Below are 20,592 nucleotides of genomic sequence, written 5' to 3' on the forward strand. Positions count from 1 at the left end.
CGGAACCATATGCATTTCAAATGGTGTTTATGCTTCGCGCTGCTACTTAATGTCGCTCATGCGGTACCACACTTTACGGATACGGCTCAGATCATGCGCCACTACGACTATAGCAGTGGGCTTAGTCAAGTTACGGTCACGGCATTGGCGCAAGATCAATTCGGCTATATTTGGATAGGCACCCAAGCGGGCCTCAATCGCTTTGATGGCCATGAATTTAAACAGTTTTCACCCAAGCAACAAGACCCTAAAAGCCTTGCAGGTGGCTTTGTAACGGATATATGTATTAGTGCAGATAAGGTTTGGATAGGGACTCGAACGGGTCTGAGCCTCTATCATAGCGGCAAAGGAACATTTACGTCATTTTTATCAGAGCAGCATGAAGATATCACATCAGATAGGGTTATTTCGCTTGATTGCAATGGACCTAATGTGGTGGTGTCTTCCGAGGATGGTGTTGTTTATCAAATTAATCAGGGCACACTCGTGCCGAGCAAAGTGGCGCTGCCAGGGCGCTTTATCCGCAACGTAATTGAGCGCACTGATGGTTACTACTATCTGAGCGATCAAGGTTTAATGAAATTCTTAAAAGGTTCAGGTGAAACACAGTTATTGCTTGGTGGCGAATATGAAAAAATGAGCTTCTCGGCGCAGCGCATTGTGCTTATCAGCAAAATGCAGCAACTGATCTACTTTGATACTTTGTATGAAAGGGTACTTTGGTCTCGCAATTTTACCAATGACAACAGTGCGACATTGCATAATGTTTCTGTAAGTGGAGATGAAGTGCTGGTGGCCAGCAGTAATGGCTTGTATTTACTCGATAGACAAGGGCAGCTTATTAATCATTGGTATAAAAGACCTCTGCAAACAGGCGGGCTTATGGACAATAATGTCATTACCGTGATGCGCGATTTAAATCAGGACCTTTGGTTAGGTACAGAAACAAGAGGACTACATTTTTTTAGTAAGCTGAGTGAATCATTTGGTCATGTTAGTCAGTTTAATTACCCGCAAGCACCGTTATTAAGCCCAGACATTAGAAGCTTTGCGATAGACAGTCAGGATAGACTTTGGTTTGCTACCTCTAGTGGGCTATATGCATTTGACGGCAAGGGATTTGTTGTGGCACATAAGTTATATCCTGCCTTAGCGCTACTGGATAAGAACTTCATTACTCAAATTGCCTTTATCGATGGACAAATGTGGGTGACGACAAGAGGCAACGGCGTGATCAGGTTTGACATAGCTGGCGGTCAAGTAAATCACCTTAAGCCTGATTTTGGTAATGGACCCGAGCTCACTTTTAACAGTTTGATAAAATACAATGGCGAGATTTTGATTAGCTCGCGCACGTCTGGCTTGCTTAAGTACGTGGAGCATGAGCACAGGGTTGAACCTTATTTCTCTTCGACCGTTAAGGCGCCAACTCACGTTTCTTCTATGAAAAATATTGATGGTGCGTTGTGGTTTGGATCTATCGGAAATGGCTTATTCAAGTTTAAAGATGGTCAACTAGATAATATCAACACCCAAGACGGGTTAGTCTCAGATTTGGTGTTTATGCTAGAGCAAGACCAATATGGTAACGTCTGGATTGCCAGTGAATTGGGGCTATCTTTGGTTAACGCTGATTTTGAACTGGTACGTACTATTGGTCAAGAAAGTGGTTTGGTGAACAATGCTGTATGGGCGCTGGTTTATGATGGTTTTGATCATATGTGGGTGGGCAGTAGTGGGGGGCTGAGCCAAATACACACCGTCAATTTTGAGATACATAACTTTTCTCCAATAGATGGTATCCAAGACAATGAGTTCAACTATAACGCAGCTTGGCTAGCGCCAGACGGGCGTGTGTTTGTTGGTGGAGCAAAGGGCTTTAATCAGTTCTACCCACAAAAAGTTCGCGTAGATAAAAGTGAAAAACCATTGCTTGTGAGCAATATAGAGTTGTTGGGCAGAACATTACAGCCTAGTGTCGATGAGCACTTGAATACTTCCGCAGAGTTGGCCAAAGAGCTGCAACTGGCTCATGATGAGGATATTGTTTCATTGCAATACTCCAGTCTCGATTATGGTTCAGAGCAACAACAGTTCTATTATCGCGTATTGGGGTTGAGTGATAAATGGCTCAAACTGGCCTCTGGCGTGCGGCAAGTAAATTTACTGCGTCTAGAACCCGGAGATTATACTGTTGAAGCCTATACATTGAACCGGTTTAATATCCAGTCACCTACGCACCGTTTTGTTATTAAGGTTAGCGCCCCATGGTGGTGGAACACCTATTCAAAGGCCGCGTATGGGCTGAGTATCTTATTGGTAATATTGCTGATTGTTCAGGCCAGACAGCGTCGCTATCAGCAAATTATTCAGGCCAATAAAAAAATGCAAGACTTACAGCAGCGCCTTGAACTGTCATTATGGGCCAGTGGTGATGAGCTATGGGATTGGCACTTAACAGATCATACCATATATCGTCATAGCGTTTCTCCAAGGGTAGATTACGGTGTCACACAGACTCGCATGACATTAGATGATTTAGGACAGTTCGTACACCCAGAAGACCGCCCGCATTTACAAGATAAAGTCGAGCTGTGTATACATGGTGAAGCACAAAGCTATGAGATAGCCATTCGAGTTAAAGATTTAGATGGTCATTGGGCTTGGGTACTTGATAGAGGTAAGGTGGTAAAGCGTGATAGCAATGGGCAGGCAATACGTATTGCTGGGGCGCTTAAAGACATAGCTGAATTAAAGCTACACCAAAATGCGCTACAAGCCCTGAATGAACAGCTAGAGATCAAAGTTGCTGTTCGAACGGATGAACTATACAAGAAAAACCAAAAGCTTGAACAGGCTATGCTAGAGCTTAAACATACCCAAGATGAGTTGATAGCAAGTGAGAAAATGGCATCTTTAGGAAGTTTAGTGGCGGGCATTGCTCATGAAATAAATACGCCGCTGGGTGTGGCATTAACCGCATTGACGTACAATGAAGAGAGCATGCAAAAAATTGAGAAAAAGCTGCAAAGCAAAACGCTTAGCCAAAAGGACCTCAGTAAATCATTGACCGAACAGGCCCAAGGGTATCAATTGATATTTAGAAACTTAGATAGAGCGCAAAACTTGATAAGCAACTTTAAACAGGTTGCGGTAGACCAATCTAGTGAAATGAGTCGACAAATCAATTTAAAAGCATACATTCAAGATGTTTTGACCTCTTTGGAACCTTTGACAAAAGGAAAAGATATTGAAATAAAAGTCACCGGTCGTGACGATATAGAAATCGAAACCTATGCGGGTGCTGTGTATCAAATTCTTACAAACTTGTTGAATAACTCGGTGATCCATGGATTTGAGAAGCGCACAAGTGGCACGGTTCATATTGACTTTGGGGTTGTTGAAGGTGGTTGGTATATAAATTATCAGGACAATGGTAATGGCATGTCACCAAGCATGCTTAAAACCGTTTTTGAACCATTTGTAACGAGTAAGCGCAGCCAAGGGGGCTGTGGCTTGGGTATGCATATAGTGTATAACTTGGTCACGCAACTATTAAAAGGAGAGATCCGCTGTTTTTCAGAACTAGGACAAGGGATCGAGGTAAAAATAAAGGTGCCAATTCACGAGCTTGTAGAATCGGAAACTGGCACCAAGGGCTAGTTAGTTAAAATTGATAACTAATGTGTTGAAAGAAGCGCACGTTGACATCTTGTTTAGCAGGGTTAATGTGTAACTTAGTGGCAAAGGAATGAATCACACTTTCCACACTGTTCATAAACCTGCCATAGCCCATGTCTTTTTTGTTGGACGCATGGGCTACGATAACAAAATTCATGGTATCAACGAGTTTTTCACCATCCCACACCGATGTAATTTGTACTTCGTCACTTTCTGTATCAAAGCTGAGTTTTTGAAGCTCACTATTTTCGCTTGTTTTATCTATCTGGCTGTTACGTACTAATGGCAAACGGCCATCAGCAACGAAAGCACACAATGACAATTGTTTGTCTGCACAGCCTGAAAGGAAAATATCTTCGATATGCTTATAAAACTGACTATAGTCACCGGGACGTAATAGGTGTTGGTACTCTGTTTTAAGTGCTCGAGTGACGGGTAAACTAAATGTGGCATAGGTCATCTCAGAATGTTCATCAGGTAGTGAACAGTTTCTGGCCTGATACCTAGGGTACAAACTTCTTAACTTGTAGCCATAGCTTTCTTTGTTACCTTTTGCTTTAGCGAAAATATCATAAGTTAAATGTTGGTGATCTCTGATCCTTAGAGCATTTTCGCCAATGTTCTTTGACGTCTCTAATAGTGCTTCCAGTGTACGCTTTACTTTGCCATGAAAGTGAGCTGCATTAGCTCTAATATCACTGCCAGTAGCTAGGAATAGCAGGGTGATCTTACGTGCTTTAACACCTTCTTCCCAATATGATTTATGGGCTTCATGATATTTAGGGTTATAGAAAAACAGCATCTGCTTTTGGGTTTGCAGGCAATATGACTCCTCATGAAAACGCACGACGGGTAGTTTATCGTTGGCAATAAAGTGTACATTGTGAAGCTCATATTCGTCGCATAGCGCAAAAAGTTGACGTGCCAAGCGTTCATAACAACTTTGCAGGTCATCAAAGCAATCATAAAACTCTTCGCTTGGTTTGAACTCTGCGAGTATATACTGGTTGTTTCGCGCGTTAGTTGGAATATAGACGCGATTAAGTGTCATTGAAGCCATATATAATTGTCCTTGGATTACATCACTGTATGGCATCACTATAGAGTGATTTTATGACTTTTTTATTGCGATAGAACAAAAAGTGTCATGAAATATTAAAGTCTGTGCTGAAAATTTGTGCTATCGCAAAATAATTATTCACATCTAAAGCAGGATTTGCTGTAAGTTCACGGTGGATTTTGTAATAATGCCGAAGTTATTCAGTGCTAAATTTCAGAGGAATGCATGCCCATGGCGGAAATAGAAAATCGCCCAACGAATTTTATTAGAACAATCATTGATGCTGATTTGGCTAGTGGTAAGCATCAACAAACGCACACGCGTTTCCCGCCTGAGCCAAATGGGTTTTTACATATTGGCCATGCTAAATCAATTTGCCTTAATTTTGGCATCGCACAAGACTACAAAGGTCTGTGTAATTTGCGTTTTGATGATACTAACCCAGAAAAAGAAGACATCAATTACGTAAAGTCGATTCAGGAAGATGTTAGCTGGTTAGGCTTTAAGTGGGATGGGGATATTTGTTACTCATCTAACTATTTTGATCAATTACATGGTTATGCCGTAGAGCTGATTGAGAAAGGTCTGGCTTATGTTTGTTTTCTTTCACCAGATCAAGCGCGTGAGTACCGTGGTACGTTAACCGAGCCTGGTAAAAACAGCCCATATCGTGACACGCCAGTTGAAGAGAACCTCGCATTATTTGAGAAAATGCGCAAAGGTGAATTCAAAGAAGGTGAATGTGTGTTGCGTGCAAAAATTGATATGGCCAGCTCATTCATGGTGTTGCGTGACCCTATCATCTATCGCATTCGTTTTGCGCATCACCACCAAACAGGTGATAAGTGGTGTATTTACCCGATGTATGACTTTACGCACTGTATTTCTGATGCGTTAGAGGGGATCACTCACTCATTATGTACGCTTGAGTTCCAAGACAACCGTCGTTTATATGACTGGGTGTTGGACAATATTAGCATTGACTGTCACCCGCAGCAGATTGAGTTCTCACGCTTAAATCTTGAATACACCGTGATGTCTAAGCGCAAGCTTAACGAATTGGTTGTTAACGGCCATGTAGAAGGCTGGGATGATCCTCGTATGCCTACAATCGCAGGTTTGCGTCGTCGTGGTTATACGCCAGCATCTATCCGTGAGTTTTGTAAGCGTATCGGTATTACCAAGCAAGATAATATGGTCGAAATGGGCATGTTAGAAGCGTGTATTCGTGATGACCTCAACGAGAATGCGCCACGTGCTATGGCGGTATTAGATCCAATCAAAGTGGTAATTGAAAACTTTGAAGAAGGCAAAGTAGAGCATTTGGTTGCACCTAACCACCCAAATGATGAGTCAATGGGTACCCGTGAGTTGCCATTCACCAGGGAGCTTTACATCGAACGTGAAGACTTCCGAGTTGAAGCAAATAAAAAGTTTAAGCGTTTAGTGTTAGGTAAAGAAGTACGTCTGCGTAACGCGTATGTGATTAAAGCCGAGCGTTTTGATGAAGATGCAGAGGGTAACATTACTACTTTATACTGTAGCTACGACGCTGACACATTGGGCAAAAACCCAAGTGATGGTCGTAAGGTTAAAGGAGTTATCCACTGGGTTTCTGCAACACATTGCATTGAAGCTCAGGTGCGTCAATACGATCGCTTGTTTAGTGTACCAAACCCAGCTGCAGCAGAAGACTTTACACAGACACTTAACCCTGAGTCATTGGTTATTATCAACCAAGCTAAGTTAGAGCCATCTTTGGCCCAAGCTAAAGCAGAGCAGGGTTTCCAATTTGAGCGCATGGGTTATTACAGTCGTGATAACAAAGCGAGCGAGTTGGTATTCAACCAAACTGTGGGTTTAAGGGATTCTTGGGCGAAAATTGAAAACGCCTAAGTCAATCATTATTAAAAAAAGGCCGAGTAATTCGGCCTTTTTTCGTCAGGTGAAAGCCACTATGAAACACCCGACCTCGGTCAAGCAAAGCGCCAAGTCTATCCATAATTTCTATATCAACGAACAACAATCAATCTATTTGTTGTCGCATCATGACGCAAAAAAGCATCGTCAGTGGCTGAATATTTGTAAAAAACAGCTCTCTATGCTCGGTTATCGTGATGTTGAGATCATAGGTTCTGGTGCATTTGGGTTTGTGTTTGCAGGGGTTAGCCCCGACAACCAAAAGTGGGTATTCAAATTTTCTCGCATTACTTTATCTCAAGCGGTACGTGACAGGCTTGAAGATGAAGCCTACATGCTGTCACAGATCCACAACCCCATGGTACCGAAGTTTTTTGCTTTTGAACGTGTTAAAAAGCAAGGTATCTTGATGATGGAACGTGCTCCGGGAGAAGATTTAGAAAAAATATCCCTCAAGCGCGGTCGATTTTACCCCGATGAACTGGTTGCTTTGGCTTTGAAGCTGCGCAATGTACTGCGTGACCTACGTGCACATCGCAATGGTATGTCTCCTCAGCCGATTGTCCACGGTGACATTAAACCCTCAAATATTGTTTGGGATGAGAAGACGAAGAATTTTTCGCTGGTGGATTGGGGCAGCTCTGTATATGCACAAATAGATGAGCATGGCGAGCCTGTAGCCAGTAATATCATGGATTTGATGTCCTCTGATGTCGCCAGTACCAATGCTAGAATGGGTGATGTCTACTTCATTGGTGATGAACAAATGTCAGGGGCACAATCATCCCCACGCTTTGACGAGCAAGGGGTCGCATCAACCATTTATGCGCTCGCTAGTGCTCAATCTTGCCGTTTTGGTGCACAGGTTATTCCCGCTAAAAGCTTGGGCCTCCCCCAAGAGTTTGCCGCAGTGATCGATGCGATGTTAAGCAAAGACAAACGTACTCGAGATCAAGCAGGTGATTATTTTATGCGAAATATGCCAGCTATGGCGCGAGCATATTTACCTCGTTTGACCCGTAAAGACCCAAAAGCCAACATCCCATTTTGGGTGAGCAACACCGATGAGCAACCCGATACAGTAGTGTATAGCTCTCGGAAAGAGTTTTTACGTCGTGCTGATCATAACCAGCAGCTCCACGATGTAAATGACGCTCAACTAGATAGGTACTATAAAGAGTTTTTGTTTGATACGGGAGATATCGAGAAGGCGTTTCTTGCGTCAATCAGTCGCTTGGCGAAGTACCCTGTCGTGGGTGGGCTGAGCTTTCATTGGAAACAAGACTCTTTGTATATCGAATCGAGTTTAATTTTACACGACAGTGAATTACAAAAAGCGTTGACGGATGCCATTAATGCCACGGTAATGCTGGCACAGGGGATCACCCAAAAAGGCTTGTTCAAATGTTGCTTGTTTGATGCAAGGCAAACCATTCAGCTAGAGCGTGATGGAACAGGTGCCTTTATTTTTGATCAATTACCTCAATTGTCTTATTCGGTTGTGGATGTATCTAGCAACGAGTTGACTCGACCTCACAGTTACTTTGAAGATGGTAAAGACCCTGATGAGCAATTGCAGTTGCCAAAGAGCATCATTAAGTGTGTATTCGAATTAAACCAAATTCATCACACTGGTTGTATCATCTTTGAATCGTTAGAAAATCGTCTCAAAATACACCATTACTATCGGCTTTTGGATGCAAGCAAAGAAGCGCAATTTAAAGCGTTACTCAACCGCATCATGCAATATGCGATGAGCATTGAAGATGTAGGGGTGGCCGGATTTATGAAATTGCCATACAAGAACACCCGTGAGTTCAATTTATGTGCGCAACAAGGTGAGCATTATTACCCAAAAAACCCAAAATCTGACACATTGAATCATTAATCTACCTATAAACATTTAGTAAGTTGAATTATTCGCCATTGCACTGGCGCGTTATTTTATTCAAAGTACCAGACATGTGAATTTTCAGGAGTCAAGGATATGGATAAACAACAACGACAAGATATTTTAACACTGAGCTGGAGCCTTCACGATGAAGTTGAGCAAGCCGTGCTTAAGCACCCAGCCAGTAAAACCGATAAAGAATGGCCACAGAAACAACGACTGCTATTGGCCGATATGGCACTACACCTATTACATACAGCGCTAAAGCCCGGCGAGCTGCAAACCGAAAAGCTCACGCATAATCTCAATGCGATTTTAACCTTGAGCGACGACTTTATTAGCCATGTGGATCTTAAAGCGGTATCAGACAAGTTATATCAAGTAGAGGCAGAGCATGAGTCGTAAAATTGATCTCACTAGTGAACAACATGACGCCTTAGTATTACAGGCACAGCATTACTGTCGCAAAAATCTTGATTTAGACTTGGAGCAGTTTGACGCGGCGTTTTTGGTTGATTTTTTTATAGAACAAATTGGCAAGCAAGTTTATAACCGAGCGATAGACGATGCTAAATCACATTTAGAACAACATTTTGAGGTGCTGGCAGATAGGCTTTATGAGTTAGAAAAGTATTAAGAGTCTTTTTCATCCAAAATGGAGTCACCATTGTATGGATATGCCTAAATGCTTACACGAAGTATTAGGAGCTCAGCAGAGCATATTGGCTTTGCTGGGGATAGGCGCGTTTACCTTGTTCGGTTCGACAGCTATTTTTGTACTCATGCAATGGCAAACCTCTACAACACTATGCTTGGTGGCAATATCTGTGTGGTGGCGCGTTAATCATTGATATCACCGCAGGGTGTGCCGCGAATTTCACTCGTGGAACAAACCAATATTATGCGTCCAATCTTCGTGCCCGATGGGTATTTATTTTAATTCATCTGCATCTAGTGGCAGTAGCGCTGCTTTTTGAGCAGCCTTTGTTACCATCTTTGTCCTTTTGGCTATATGTAATCGCGACAGCCTGTTTTTTAAACCTTTTATTTGATACCCCAAAGCAGCCCTCATTGGCTCTACTGGTGGTGTGTGTTGGCCTACTGATAGTTAGTAGCTTAGATATGCTTTGGTGGTATAAATTGATATGTGCGTTGTTTTTGATAAAAGTATGCTTTGCATTTGCAGTGAATCATTACCCAATAAAAAATCCGACCTGAGTCGGATTTTTTATTATTGTATTGACCTTTATTCGTCAGGGCGATAGGTTTTTTTCATAATGTATACGTACGCATTAACGAAGGCGTTTTCCTGATACTTTTTAAGGCCTGTATCTTCAAAATCTATGGGCAAAGGATTGCGTTTCAGCTGCTCTTTTATTTCAGTAGGAGAAAGTAAGCGCACATCCAAACCTTCAATAAGCTGTATTGTCGCTTCCATTTTAAAACCAGTGGCGCTGCCTGCAAATTTGCCTTTAGGCGCGCGCTGGCGAATTGCCACAGAGTCGACTTGATAATCGGCCATTAATTTTGCAAAGTCGAACTGGAACTTACGCATTTGATCTGTTTCTTGTCCAACATTAGCTAGGGTAAAGCGTGTTTGGCGCACATCACGTATATCAAATACGTCATCTTCTTTAGTTAGCAGACATAACAGCACTTCGCTGCCTGTGATCTCAACGCCACATGTTCTCATTGTATATTTCCAATCATCAAATTAATTATCGACGGAGTATAGCAATCTCACAGATAAAGCAAAAGCTTACAACATGATCTCAATGGCAATTGCACTGTGATCAGAGTAGCGAATATCTTCCTCGTCGCGTTTAGGGTCTAAGTGGGCATCATAATTATGATAAGTTAGGGATTTGAGCACGGATGCTTCATTGTTTGGGTTAAACTGCTGGGAGGCTAGGATATAATCTAACACGTTGCCTTCACCTTGGTAATAATGGCTGGCGGGCTTTTGAGTAAAACTATGCGCATTATCTGCAAAAGAAAAACTATCAAATAAACCTACGCTGTCGAAGCGATTATGGGTGTTAACTTGTAGTGGAAATGTTTGAGTCATAAACGATAGTGCTGGGCTTGTCAGATTGTCATTAAAATCACCCATAACTAAGGTGGCATGGCGCTGTTCACGCTGTGTTTTCAAAGCGTCGTAATACACGATTGAGGCTTCGAGTGAGCGTGAAATTTGCGACTGCATAGTACCTACGGTTTTGTGTAGCAGCGCCAGTAAGGGATCGTCTTGCTCCGAGCCGTCAACCATGTGTGCCATGGAGTGAACCCGTTGTGATTTAAAGTGAACGGCGTAGCAGGTGATAGGGCCAAAACCTGCTATCTCAATACAGCATTTCACCGGCGTGCGGTTAAAGCGAAACTGATGTTGATTGTTGAGGTACTCTAGCAGTTCAGGACAGGGCTCAAAGGCACAAACCTGTTGAAAAGGAAGTTTTGAGGCAATCGCCACAACAGGGTTAAACAGTACGTTTGGGTAGATTGCGTCTAGTTGAGGGGTATCAACCGTTGCGAAGTAGGGTAAGCCCATATCTTCACACAGAGATTTAAGTGCATCAATACTAAACACTTCTTGAAATACAATTAGTGTTGGATCAATGTGCTCGATAAGCCCCGTAACGAATTGAGTTTTAGACTGCCATTGGGTCTCATCATAGTGTTCACTTAGCTGATAAAACGAATATGGCGGTGCTGCAAAATTCAACAGGTTTAAAGAGGCAAAGCAATATCGCGTCGGTTTGGTCATGTTTTACTCACACAGGGACGTTAGGGTGCATAAATTTAACAATTTATTGAATCAATTTTAGTCTTTCCCTTGAATTTCGTCACGCGCACGGTCAAAATACTCGTCGGTTTGAAAGTCCCCAAGCACACGGTATGCTAAATCGCTGCCGGCGCCAATGCTTATTCGTAAAAGCGTTGTTGGGCACTCATTTTAAAAATTAATTTATTAATACATGTGATGCGTTGTAGGTGTCACCACTGTAAATAGGATTTATCATGCCAATTATTACCCTTCCTGACGGTAGTCAGCGTGTCTTTGAAAACCCAGTTTCAACATTACAAGTTGCTCAAGATATCGGCCCAGGCCTTGCTAAAGCAACTATTGCTGGGAGAGTGAATGGTGTGCGCGTTGATGCGTGCGATATTATCAATGAAGACGCACAGTTAGAAATCATAACAGCAAAAGACGAAGACGGTTTAGAGATTATCCGTCACTCTTGTGCGCACTTAATCGGTCACGCTATTAAGCAATTATTCCCTGACGTAAAAATGGCGATTGGTCCAACGATCGACAATGGCTTTTATTACGATGTTGATTTAGAGCACTCTCTAACGCAAGAAGACCTAGATGCCATTGAAAAGCGCATGCTTGAACTTGCGAAGACGAATTATGACGTTATTAAGAAAACTGTTTCTTGGCAAGAAGCGCGCGAGACATTCGCTGCGCGTGGCGAAACCTATAAGATCGAAATCTTAGACGAGAATATCGACAAAGATGACAGACCAGGCCTATATCACCATGAAGAATACGTTGATATGTGTCGTGGTCCTCACGTGCCAAATATGAAGTTCTGCCAACACTTTAAAATTATGAAAGTGGCAGGTGCGTACTGGCGCGGTAACTCAGAAAACAAAATGCTGCAACGTATTTACGGTACAGCTTGGGCTGACAAAAAGCAGTTAAAAGCCTATTTGAAGCGTCTAGAAGAAGCAGAAAAACGTGATCACCGTAAAATTGGTAAAGCGTTAGACCTTTGGCACTGGCAAGAAGAAGCGCCGGGTATGGTGTTTTGGCACAACGATGGTTGGAGCATTTACCGCGAGCTAGAAGACTTCGTACGTGAAAAGTTACGTGAATATAACTACGAAGAAGTTAAAGGCCCATTAATGATGGACCGCGCGTTATGGGAAAAATCAGGTCACTGGGACAAGTACGCAGATGCAATGTTCACCACTGAGTCGGAAAAACGCGAGTACGCGATTAAACCGATGAACTGTCCAGGACACGTACAAATCTTTAACCAAGGTTTGAAGTCATACCGTGATTTACCATTGCGTATGGCTGAGTTTGGCTGTTGTCACCGTAACGAACCATCTGGTGCACTGCATGGCCTTATGCGCGTACGCGGCTTTACTCAAGATGATGCTCATATTTTCTGTACTGATGAACAAATCATGGATGAAGTGTCGGCTTGTATTAAGATGGTTTACGACACATACGAAACGTTCGGATTCGAGAAAATTGTCGTTAAGCTATCAACGCGTCCAGAAAAACGCATCGGTGAAGATGAAATGTGGGATAAAGCGGAGCTTGCTCTTGCTGAAGCACTTAAAACGAACAACATTGAGTTTGAATATTTACCGGGTGAAGGTGCGTTCTACGGTCCAAAGATCGAATTTACTTTGTATGATTGTTTGGAGCGTGCATGGCAGTGTGGTACTGTGCAGCTAGATTTTGCTCTGCCAGGTCGTTTAGGGGCAACTTATGTTGCTGAAAACAATGAACGTAAGACACCGGTTATGATTCACCGCGCAATCTTGGGTTCAATCGAACGTTTCATTGGTATTCTTACCGAAGAGTATGCTGGTTTGTTCCCAACTTGGTTAGCACCTAAGCAAGTGGTAATTATGAATATTACCGATAAACAAGCAGATTATGTGCACGAAATCGTACAAAAGTTAAATAAACTTGGAATTAGAGCCTGTGCTGACTTGAGAAATGAGAAGATTGGCTTTAAAATTCGGGAGCATACTTTAAAACGTATACCTTACCTACTGGTTGTTGGTGACAAAGAAGTTGAGCAACAAGAAGTAGCAGTGAGAACGCGTAAGGGTGAAGACCTAGGCAAGTTCTCAGTCGAAGATTTTATCGCTAAACTCAGTGAAGAAATTAAACATCGACAGTAATACAACCTGCGTGTGGCACAAACATCTACGATTGTCACACGCAACATATTTTGATTTTCTTGGAGGAACGTACCATTAGAGGCGGAAAAAAAGGGCAAACTACAGCTCAAAAAAATCGTATCAATGAAGAAATAACTGCGAAAGAAGTTCGCTTATCTGGCGTTGAAGGTCAGGAAGCGAGCATTATGTCGTTAAAAGAAGCTCAAGCGATTGCTGATGAAGCAGGTGTGGATCTAGTTGAGATTAGTCCCAATGCTGAACCTCCTGTCTGTAAGGTAATGGACTACGGTAAGTTCCTTTTTGAAAAAGCAAAATTACAAAAAGAACAAAAGAAAAAGCAAAAGCAGATCCAAATTAAAGAGATCAAGTTCCGTCCTGGCACGGACGAGGGTGATTATCAGGTTAAGTTACGCAGCCTAAGAAAATTCTTAGAAGCGGGTGACAAAGCTAAAATCACTATTCGCTTCCGTGGTCGTGAAATGGCTCACCAAGAAATTGGTATCGAATTGCTAAACCGTGTTAAAACCGATTTAGAAGATTTAGCAGTTGTTGAATCATTCCCAAATCGTGTTGAAGGGCGTCAGATGGTTATGATGATGTCGCCTATTGCTAAAAAGTAATAAACACGGCATAATGCGCGCGAATTTAATGCAGGTCTAAAGTACCTTACGGTCACCTGCATTAACCGGTCTTAAAGAAAGGCGCGAGTCTTCACCGGAATTGGTTGTGAGTTAGGCCTTTAAAGTGGTGTTTACATCCGCCTGCTTGCATTGTTTAAAGCAATACATTTGGAGTTATTGCAATGGCTTATAAGCTAAAATCACACAGAGGCGCTGCTAAGCGTTTCAAAAAGACTGCTTCAGGCGGTTATAAGCGTAAACAGTCGCACCTTCGTCACATTCTGACTAAGAAGTCTTCTAAGCGTAAACTACACTTACGTGCTAAGTCTATGGTTCACAAAAACGACATTGGTCTTATCGACCGCATGTTACCATTCGCTTAATAGGGGATATCAGAAATGGCAAGAGTTAAACGCGGTGTTATCGCACGTGCACGTCACAAAAAAGTATTAAAGCAAGCTAAAGGTTACTACGGAGCACGTTCACGTGTTTACCGCGTAGCTTTCCAAGCAGTAACTAAAGCAGGTCAATACGCATACCGTGACCGTCGCGCGAAGAAACGTACTTTCCGTCAATTATGGATTGCACGTATCAACGCTGCAGCACGTCAAAACGGCCTTTCTTACAGCCGTTTCATCAATGGCCTTAAAAAGTCATCTGTTGAAATCGATCGTAAGATCCTAGCTGATATCGCAGTATACGACCAAGTAGCTTTCGCAGCATTAGTTGCTAAAGCAAAAGACGGTCTATCTGCTTAATAAGCAACTAAGCTTATTTCCCGAAAAAGGAGCCTTTGGCTCCTTTTTTTGATCTTAACGATTTTTGATAAGTATTTTATCTAACCAACTAGTGCTGAGAATACGTTTAAGATAACCCATAAAGTAGGTTGGGAAGGTCACGTAATATCTAGGCTTGGCTTTCTTTGCTGTCAATGCATGTAATAGTTTTTTATAGACGGCTTGTGGTTCAAGGGTAAATGGCTGTGGCGCACGTTGTGCGGCGAGTCTATCCATTTGTGCTAAGTAATCTTGTCTATGGGGGCTATCTTCGATATTAATGTTATCAACAAATGCTTGTTTTGCGTTTTCTCTAAACTTAGAGGCAATAGGGCCAGGCTCAATTAGACTGATCTGAATATCGGTGCCTATCAGCTCCATGCGTAGGGTATCGGTTAGACCTTCCAAGGCAAATTTGCTGGCATTATAGGCGCCTCTAAATGGTAGTGCCACAAGGCCAAGCACCGATGAATTATGTATTATGCGACCAGAGCCATGTGAACGCATATGCTTAATAGCGAGGTTTGTTAGGGTGTGCCAAGCAAAAAAGTTTGTTTCAAACTGTTGTTTCAATACTTTAGTGGGTAGGTCTTCGACCGCGCCTGGTTGCCCATAAGCACCATTATTAAACAAGGCATCTAACTTCCCGTCACATAACTTCAAGGCCTGTTCAAAGCCGTTAGCTATGCTTTGTTCATCATTCAAATCGAGTTGAATGCAGGTTAGTCCTTCGTGAGTTAACCTGTATACATCTTCTTGTTTTCTGCAAGAGGCGATAACATGAAAACCAGCGTTGTGAAGTGCATGAGCACAATAGTAGCCTATTCCTGTTGAGCACCCTGTAATGAGTATTGATGTCGTCATAAGTATCTTCTTAAGAAAAATAAAGCCTATTTGTGTGAGCGAGATGTTATTAGCTGCATATTTTTGTTGAATCACCGCACATTGTAAGATGTTAACTAAAATATTGATATAATTGTGCTATCTAGGCTGAAAATTGAGAAATAAAAATGATAGCAAGCATGATCATGTTGACCGCAAGCTTGTCATTAGATGCTCATTTGCCGCCGCTGGAGCCTTGGCAAGGGCAAAGCGAGCAATTGATGCAAATGAAAGGTCCTTTAACCACTGACTTTGAACTTAGTGAAGGCATGAACTCGCCTGATTATCAACAAACAATGGCGTTTGTTGAGCGTTTAGTGGCGGCAAATCCAACTCAATTTAAAGCAATTGACATAGGTTATAGCAAATCTGGGCGGGCAATAAAAATGCTGATCGCATCGGAGCAGAGCCACTTTACAGCTTCAATGTTAAAAAATAATCAAAAGCCGACTTTGCTGATCCAAGCGGGTATTCACGCTGGGGAAATTGATGGTAAAGATGCTGCGTTTATGATGCTCAGAGATATTGCACTAGGTAAGCGTAGAGATTTATTGAGCCAAGTAAATATCTTATTCGTACCAATCCTTAATGTGGATGGTCATGAGCGACGTAGTAAGTACAATAGGATCAATCAGCGTGGTCCGCTAGAGATGGGCTTTCGCACTAACGCCAATAATCTGAACTTGAATCGTGATTACACTAAGCTCGATACGCCAGAGGTTCAAGCAATTTTAAAAGTGATTGATGAGTATCAGCCAGCGCTTTACCTGGATGTGCATGTGACTGATGGTGCGGATTATCAATACGATATTACTTATGGCTTTAATCCCGAGTTTGCCAGTGAGTCACCAGCCATCGCGCGCGTGCTTGAGAGCCAGATAAAGCCTGTGATAGATAAGGCGCTAGAAAAGCAAGGCCACATTCCGGGACCATTGGTATTTGCAATGGATAAGCGCGATTTTAAGAAGGGCATTGCTGGTTGGGTTGCTACACCACGTTTTTCCAATGGTTGGGGAGACTTAGCTGGCGTTCCCACTATTTTAGTTGAGAACCATTCTCTAAAACCCTATAAACAGCGGGTACTGGGGACCTACGTATTGTACAATGGCCTTATCTCGGCGTTGTCAAAGTACCATACGCAGTTAAACGAAGCCGTCGCCGCAGAACAAAATAATATGCCACAGCAATTAGTCGTAAAAAGAGCGTATGCTAAGCAACCCGACACGATTTCGTTTAAAGGGATCAAATATAAGCATTTCCAAAGTGCTATTTCAGGACAAACTGAAGCAAAGTACCTCGGAGAGAAAATACAGTACGACGCCTTACCTATTTACTGGCAAAAGGAAGTTGTGACTAAGATTGACGTGCCAGACGCATTTTATATTCCTCCGGCATACCCTGAAATTGTAGAAAAGTTAAAACTTCACGGTATTAAAGTCGCAAGAGTCGAAGAAATGCCTGAACCGGTTGATTCTTTGGTAAGCGCTAATGTCACCAGTTACGAGTTTGCAAAAGCACCTTTTGAAGGGCGGTTTATGGTATCAGCGTCTTTTAGTTTTGATAAAGTAGAAGCTCCAAAACTTGCAGGTTGGTATCAAGTTAGCACTGACCAAATCAGAGGTAAACTTGCTACACATTTGTTGCATCCTCAAGCACCTGATTCATTTTTTAGCTGGGGTGAGTTTAACACTATTTTTCAACGCACAGAGTATGTTGAAAATTATGCATTAGAGCCTTTTGCTCGTTCTATGTTAAAAGAGAACCCAGCGATAGCTTTAGAGTTTGATAGAAAGATCCGCGAAGATAAAGCGTTTGCAGATGACCCCAATGCGCGCATGGAGTGGTTGTATGCAAAGACACCATTTTATGATAAGGCTTATCTAAAATATCCTATTTTAATGTCGTTTAAGGGGAAATAAGGTGCAAGTATTAACAGTTCCAGTAACGCCATTTATGCAAAATGCGCGGTTTATTACATGCCCTGAAACGAGTAAAACAGCTATTGTTGACCCAGGTGGAGACGCAGATAAGCTGCTCAAATGTATTCATGATGGTCAGCTTAATATTGAATGCATATTACTCACGCATGGACATCTAGATCATGTTGGAGCGGCTGATGAGCTAAAAAAAGCGCTGGGTCTAGAAATTATAGGTCCACACCTAGATGAGAAGTTTTGGTTCGATGCGCTTCCTATGCAGTCGCAAATGTTTGGTTTTGCACCAAAGGCTGCATTCTATCCTGATCGCTGGCTGTCACACAAAGAGCCTGTTAGTGTGGGTAAAATGCAATTGGAAGTAAGACACTGCCCAGGCCACACACCAGGCCATGTGGTGTTTTATCATAATGATTCTTCTAAAGTTATTGTAGGCGACGTGTTGTTTAAAGGGTCAGTGGGTCGCACTGACTTTCCTAAAGGTGATGCAAGCCAGTTAAAGCAATCTATACTGGAACAGTTGTTTACCTTGCCAGAAGAAACCGTGGTGTTATCAGGGCATGGTGAAAACACCACCATAGGCTTTGAAAAGTATAATAACCCATTTATGAGTGGACAGTATGGGTGATCATAGGGGCGGACAAATTGCTTGTCTGCATGTATAATTTTTTCCACTGACTAAAATTTAAAGAAAAAACAATGTCATTAAATCAGGTTGATCGCCAAATTTTGGCACTATTACAGCAAGACGCGAGCCTTTCAACGGCAGAAATAGCAGATAAAGTTGGGCTTTCTCAATCACCATGTTGGCGAAGAATTGCCAAATTAGAACAAGATGGCTATATCAAGGGTAAAGTTGCTCTATTGGATGAGAAACAACTTGGTTTTGATATGCTGGTATATGCACACGTGCGCTTGTCCAACCATGGCCGCAACAATCTAGCAGAGTTTGAAAAGCTTATCATGAGCTATGATGAAGTCACAGAATGTTACACCATGGCTGGCACGATGGACTTTATGCTAAGAATTATCTCTCGTGGTATAGAAGGGTATGAGTTGTTTGTGAGAGACAATTTACTCAACCTTGAATACGTTCAAGAAGTACATTCAAATGTGACCATGACGTGTGTTAAAAGAACGACTGCATTACCATTATAACGAGATATAATGTAATTGTGTCGTGATACTGCTGTCAGTTTGATACATTTTAATCTAATTTGTTAAAAGCGCTGTGTTTTGTTAAAATCCAGCGCTTTTCTGTATGTTGTAAGAGGATGTGAATGTTTAATTTAATCAGCAAGGCGCCAAGCTCTGCTAAAAATGACATCTTATCTGGTTTAACTGTCGCACTTGCGCTAGTTCCAGAAGCGGTTGCATTTGCCTTTGTTGCGCAAGTTGATCCACTCGTTGGCTTATACGCTGCGTTTATTGTTGGTTTAATTACGTCAATCTTTGGCGGTCGTCCGGGTATGATCTCAGGCGCGACAGGTGCTCTGGCCGTTGTTATGGTGAGTCTTGTTGTTGAGCATGGTGTCGAATACCTGTTTGCCACGGTACTGCTGATGGGGATCCTGCAAGTGCTGGCAGGGGTCTTCAAGCTCGGAAAGTTCATTCGAATGGTACCACATCCTGTTATGTTGGGGTTTGTAAACGGCCTAGCAATTGTTATCTTCCTCGCGCAGCTAGGGCAGTTTAAAGTCTCTGATGCACAAGGTCAGCTGCAGTGGATGCAAGGCTCTCAACTGTATATCATGTTGGGCTTGGTAGCGCTGACGATGTTTATTATTCACTTTCTCCCTAAAGTGACCACAGCTATCCCCTCTTCGCTTGCCGCTATTTTAGTTGTTACTGGATTAGTTATTGGCCTAGACCTTGATGCACGAAACGTGCTGGATTATCTCAAAGATATGTCAGGGGATGTGAATGCGACCATTGCTGGCGGTTTCCCGCAGTTCCATATACCAATGGTGCCTTTTAACTGGGAAACATTTACTATTATTTTCCCCTATGCCTTAGTTCTCGCCGCAATTGGTTTAATTGAGTCGTTACTGACTCTAACATTAATAGATGAAATCACCGAAACACGTGGTAACAGTAATCGAGAGTGTATTGGTCAAGGCGCAGCGAATATGACTTGTGGTGTATTTGGAGCGATGGGCGGCTGTGCCATGATTGGTCAATCAATGATAAATATTAACTCGGGTGGGCGTAGTCGCCTGTCGGGTATTACAGCAGCGGTTCTGCTTTTAGGTTTCATTTTATTTGCTGCGAGTCTTATCGAGATGATCCCATTGGCAGCGCTTGTTGGCGTTATGTTTATGGTAGTATTGGGAACGTTTGAGTGGTCAAGCTTTAGATTAATGAAGCGTGTACCAAAAACTGATGCTTTCGTGATTGTATTAGTGTCTGGTGTGACGGTGATCACTGACCTTGCCATTGCGGTATGCGTTGGTGTGATAGTCTCTGCTTTGGTATTTGCATGGGAGCACGCGAAGCATATCTACACAAATAATTATATTGATGAAGAAGGCTCGAAGGTTTATGAGTTACATGGACCGCTGTTCTTTGGCTCGGTAAAGAATTTTGCTGATTTATTTGATGTAAACAGTGACCCTGCCGACGTTATTATTGAGTTTAAGTACAGCCGCGTTGCGGACCACAGTGCAATTGAAGCGATTGACAGCTTGGCTGAGCGTTATACCAAAGCTGGCAAGAAGCTTCATCTGAGACACTTGAGTCAAGATTGCCGCCAACTGTTAGAAAAAGCGCGAGATCTTGTCGAAGTCAATGTAATAGAAGACCCTAAATATAAGGTCGCCTCAGATAAACTTGCATAAAGAACGCATAGAAAATCATTAAAAAAGGCACTTAGGTGCCTTTTTTATTTGCGCTGGACAGT

At 42.4% G+C, this 20,592-nt stretch carries 18 protein-coding genes; 14 read left to right on the forward strand and 4 right to left on the reverse strand.

What is annotated here, in order from left to right; all coding sequences use genetic code 11:
* The first annotated feature begins 9 nt into the window (after positions 1–9).
* Positions 10–3,663 carry a two-component regulator propeller domain-containing protein gene (locus BET10_RS09075; protein WP_070985155.1) on the forward strand — a complete coding sequence of 1,218 codons (3,654 nt, stop codon included), beginning with the start codon at positions 10–12 and terminating at the stop codon, positions 3,661–3,663.
* Positions 3,664–3,667: 4 nt separating this feature from the next.
* Here BET10_RS09075 and BET10_RS09080 read toward each other — a convergent pair whose 3' ends face one another.
* Positions 3,668–4,741, reverse strand: a complete 1,074-nt coding sequence (locus BET10_RS09080; RefSeq protein WP_070985157.1) for a DUF3083 family protein — start codon at positions 4,739–4,741, stop codon at positions 3,668–3,670.
* Between the two features lie 231 nt (positions 4,742–4,972).
* On the opposite strand from BET10_RS09080, the gene glnS reads away from it, so the two are divergent.
* The 5 genes from glnS to BET10_RS21335 all read left to right on the forward strand — a co-directional run bounded on the left by glnS (position 4,973) and on the right by BET10_RS21335 (position 9,403).
* Positions 4,973–6,637 carry a glutamine--tRNA ligase gene (glnS, locus tag BET10_RS09085; RefSeq protein ID WP_070985159.1) on the forward strand — a complete coding sequence of 555 codons (1,665 nt, stop codon included), beginning with the start codon at positions 4,973–4,975 and terminating at the stop codon, positions 6,635–6,637.
* A gap of 61 nt (positions 6,638–6,698) precedes the next feature.
* Positions 6,699–8,549: a serine/threonine protein kinase gene (locus BET10_RS09090; protein WP_070985161.1), complete on the forward strand. Its 1,851-nt coding sequence runs from the start codon at positions 6,699–6,701 to the stop codon at positions 8,547–8,549.
* Between the two features lie 99 nt (positions 8,550–8,648).
* The gene (locus BET10_RS09095) at positions 8,649–8,957 is read left to right on the forward strand and encodes a hypothetical protein (protein WP_070985164.1); all 309 of its coding nucleotides are present in this window, start codon (positions 8,649–8,651) and stop codon (positions 8,955–8,957) included.
* Positions 8,947–9,189 carry a DUF2164 domain-containing protein gene (locus BET10_RS09100; RefSeq protein WP_070985166.1) on the forward strand — a complete coding sequence of 81 codons (243 nt, stop codon included), beginning with the start codon at positions 8,947–8,949 and terminating at the stop codon, positions 9,187–9,189. The genes BET10_RS09095 and BET10_RS09100 overlap by 11 nt, the downstream gene beginning before the upstream one ends.
* 34 nt (positions 9,190–9,223) lie before the next feature.
* Positions 9,224–9,403, forward strand: a complete 180-nt coding sequence (locus BET10_RS21335; protein WP_139158548.1) for a hypothetical protein — start codon at positions 9,224–9,226, stop codon at positions 9,401–9,403.
* A gap of 395 nt (positions 9,404–9,798) precedes the next feature.
* On the opposite strand, the gene BET10_RS09110 is transcribed toward BET10_RS21335, so the two are convergent.
* Entirely contained in the window at positions 9,799–10,245 is a 447-nt protein-coding gene (locus BET10_RS09110) for a DUF3010 family protein (RefSeq protein ID WP_070985168.1), read from the reverse strand.
* Positions 10,246–10,311: 66 nt separating this feature from the next.
* Positions 10,312–11,316 carry an endonuclease/exonuclease/phosphatase family protein gene (locus tag BET10_RS09115; RefSeq protein ID WP_070985170.1) on the reverse strand — a complete coding sequence of 335 codons (1,005 nt, stop codon included), beginning with the start codon at positions 11,314–11,316 and terminating at the stop codon, positions 10,312–10,314.
* A 254-nt stretch (positions 11,317–11,570) separates the two neighbouring features.
* Here BET10_RS09115 and thrS point away from each other — a divergent pair, with 254 nt between their 5' ends.
* The 4 genes from thrS (at position 11,571) to rplT (ending at position 14,859) form a co-directional block, all read left to right on the forward strand.
* Complete coding sequence (gene thrS, locus BET10_RS09120) at positions 11,571–13,481, forward strand: threonine--tRNA ligase (protein WP_070985172.1); 1,911 nt, start codon at positions 11,571–11,573, stop codon at positions 13,479–13,481.
* A 59-nt stretch (positions 13,482–13,540) separates the two neighbouring features.
* The gene (gene infC, locus BET10_RS09125; RefSeq protein ID WP_083330511.1) at positions 13,541–14,101 is read left to right on the forward strand and encodes a translation initiation factor IF-3; all 561 of its coding nucleotides are present in this window, start codon (positions 13,541–13,543) and stop codon (positions 14,099–14,101) included.
* 182 nt (positions 14,102–14,283) lie between these two features.
* The gene (gene rpmI / locus BET10_RS09130) at positions 14,284–14,484 is read left to right on the forward strand and encodes a 50S ribosomal protein L35 (protein ID WP_070985175.1); all 201 of its coding nucleotides are present in this window, start codon (positions 14,284–14,286) and stop codon (positions 14,482–14,484) included.
* Positions 14,485–14,499: 15 nt separating this feature from the next.
* Positions 14,500–14,859, forward strand: a complete 360-nt coding sequence (rplT, locus tag BET10_RS09135; RefSeq protein ID WP_070985178.1) for a 50S ribosomal protein L20 — start codon at positions 14,500–14,502, stop codon at positions 14,857–14,859.
* 54 nt (positions 14,860–14,913) lie between these two features.
* Here the strand turns inward: rplT and BET10_RS09140 are convergent, their stop codons facing one another.
* Positions 14,914–15,741 carry an SDR family oxidoreductase gene (locus BET10_RS09140; protein ID WP_070985180.1) on the reverse strand — a complete coding sequence of 276 codons (828 nt, stop codon included), beginning with the start codon at positions 15,739–15,741 and terminating at the stop codon, positions 14,914–14,916.
* A 146-nt stretch (positions 15,742–15,887) separates the two neighbouring features.
* On the opposite strand from BET10_RS09140, the gene BET10_RS09145 reads away from it, so the two are divergent.
* From BET10_RS09145 to BET10_RS09160, 4 genes are all read left to right on the forward strand, one after another.
* On the forward strand, positions 15,888–17,678 hold the full coding sequence (locus BET10_RS09145; RefSeq protein WP_070985182.1) for a M14 family metallopeptidase: 1,791 nt from the start codon (positions 15,888–15,890) through the stop codon (positions 17,676–17,678).
* Position 17,679: 1 nt separating this feature from the next.
* A complete protein-coding gene (locus BET10_RS09150; protein WP_070985184.1) occupies positions 17,680–18,321 on the forward strand; it encodes an MBL fold metallo-hydrolase in 642 nt (213 codons plus the stop codon).
* 71 nt (positions 18,322–18,392) lie between these two features.
* The gene (locus BET10_RS09155) at positions 18,393–18,851 is read left to right on the forward strand and encodes an Lrp/AsnC family transcriptional regulator (protein ID WP_070985187.1); all 459 of its coding nucleotides are present in this window, start codon (positions 18,393–18,395) and stop codon (positions 18,849–18,851) included.
* Between the two features lie 122 nt (positions 18,852–18,973).
* A complete protein-coding gene (locus BET10_RS09160; RefSeq protein ID WP_070985189.1) occupies positions 18,974–20,530 on the forward strand; it encodes a SulP family inorganic anion transporter in 1,557 nt (518 codons plus the stop codon).
* Positions 20,531–20,592 lie beyond the last annotated feature (62 nt).

It is taken from the genome of Pseudoalteromonas amylolytica, assembly GCF_001854605.1.
GTDB classification, from domain to species: domain Bacteria; phylum Pseudomonadota; class Gammaproteobacteria; order Enterobacterales; family Alteromonadaceae; genus Pseudoalteromonas; species Pseudoalteromonas amylolytica.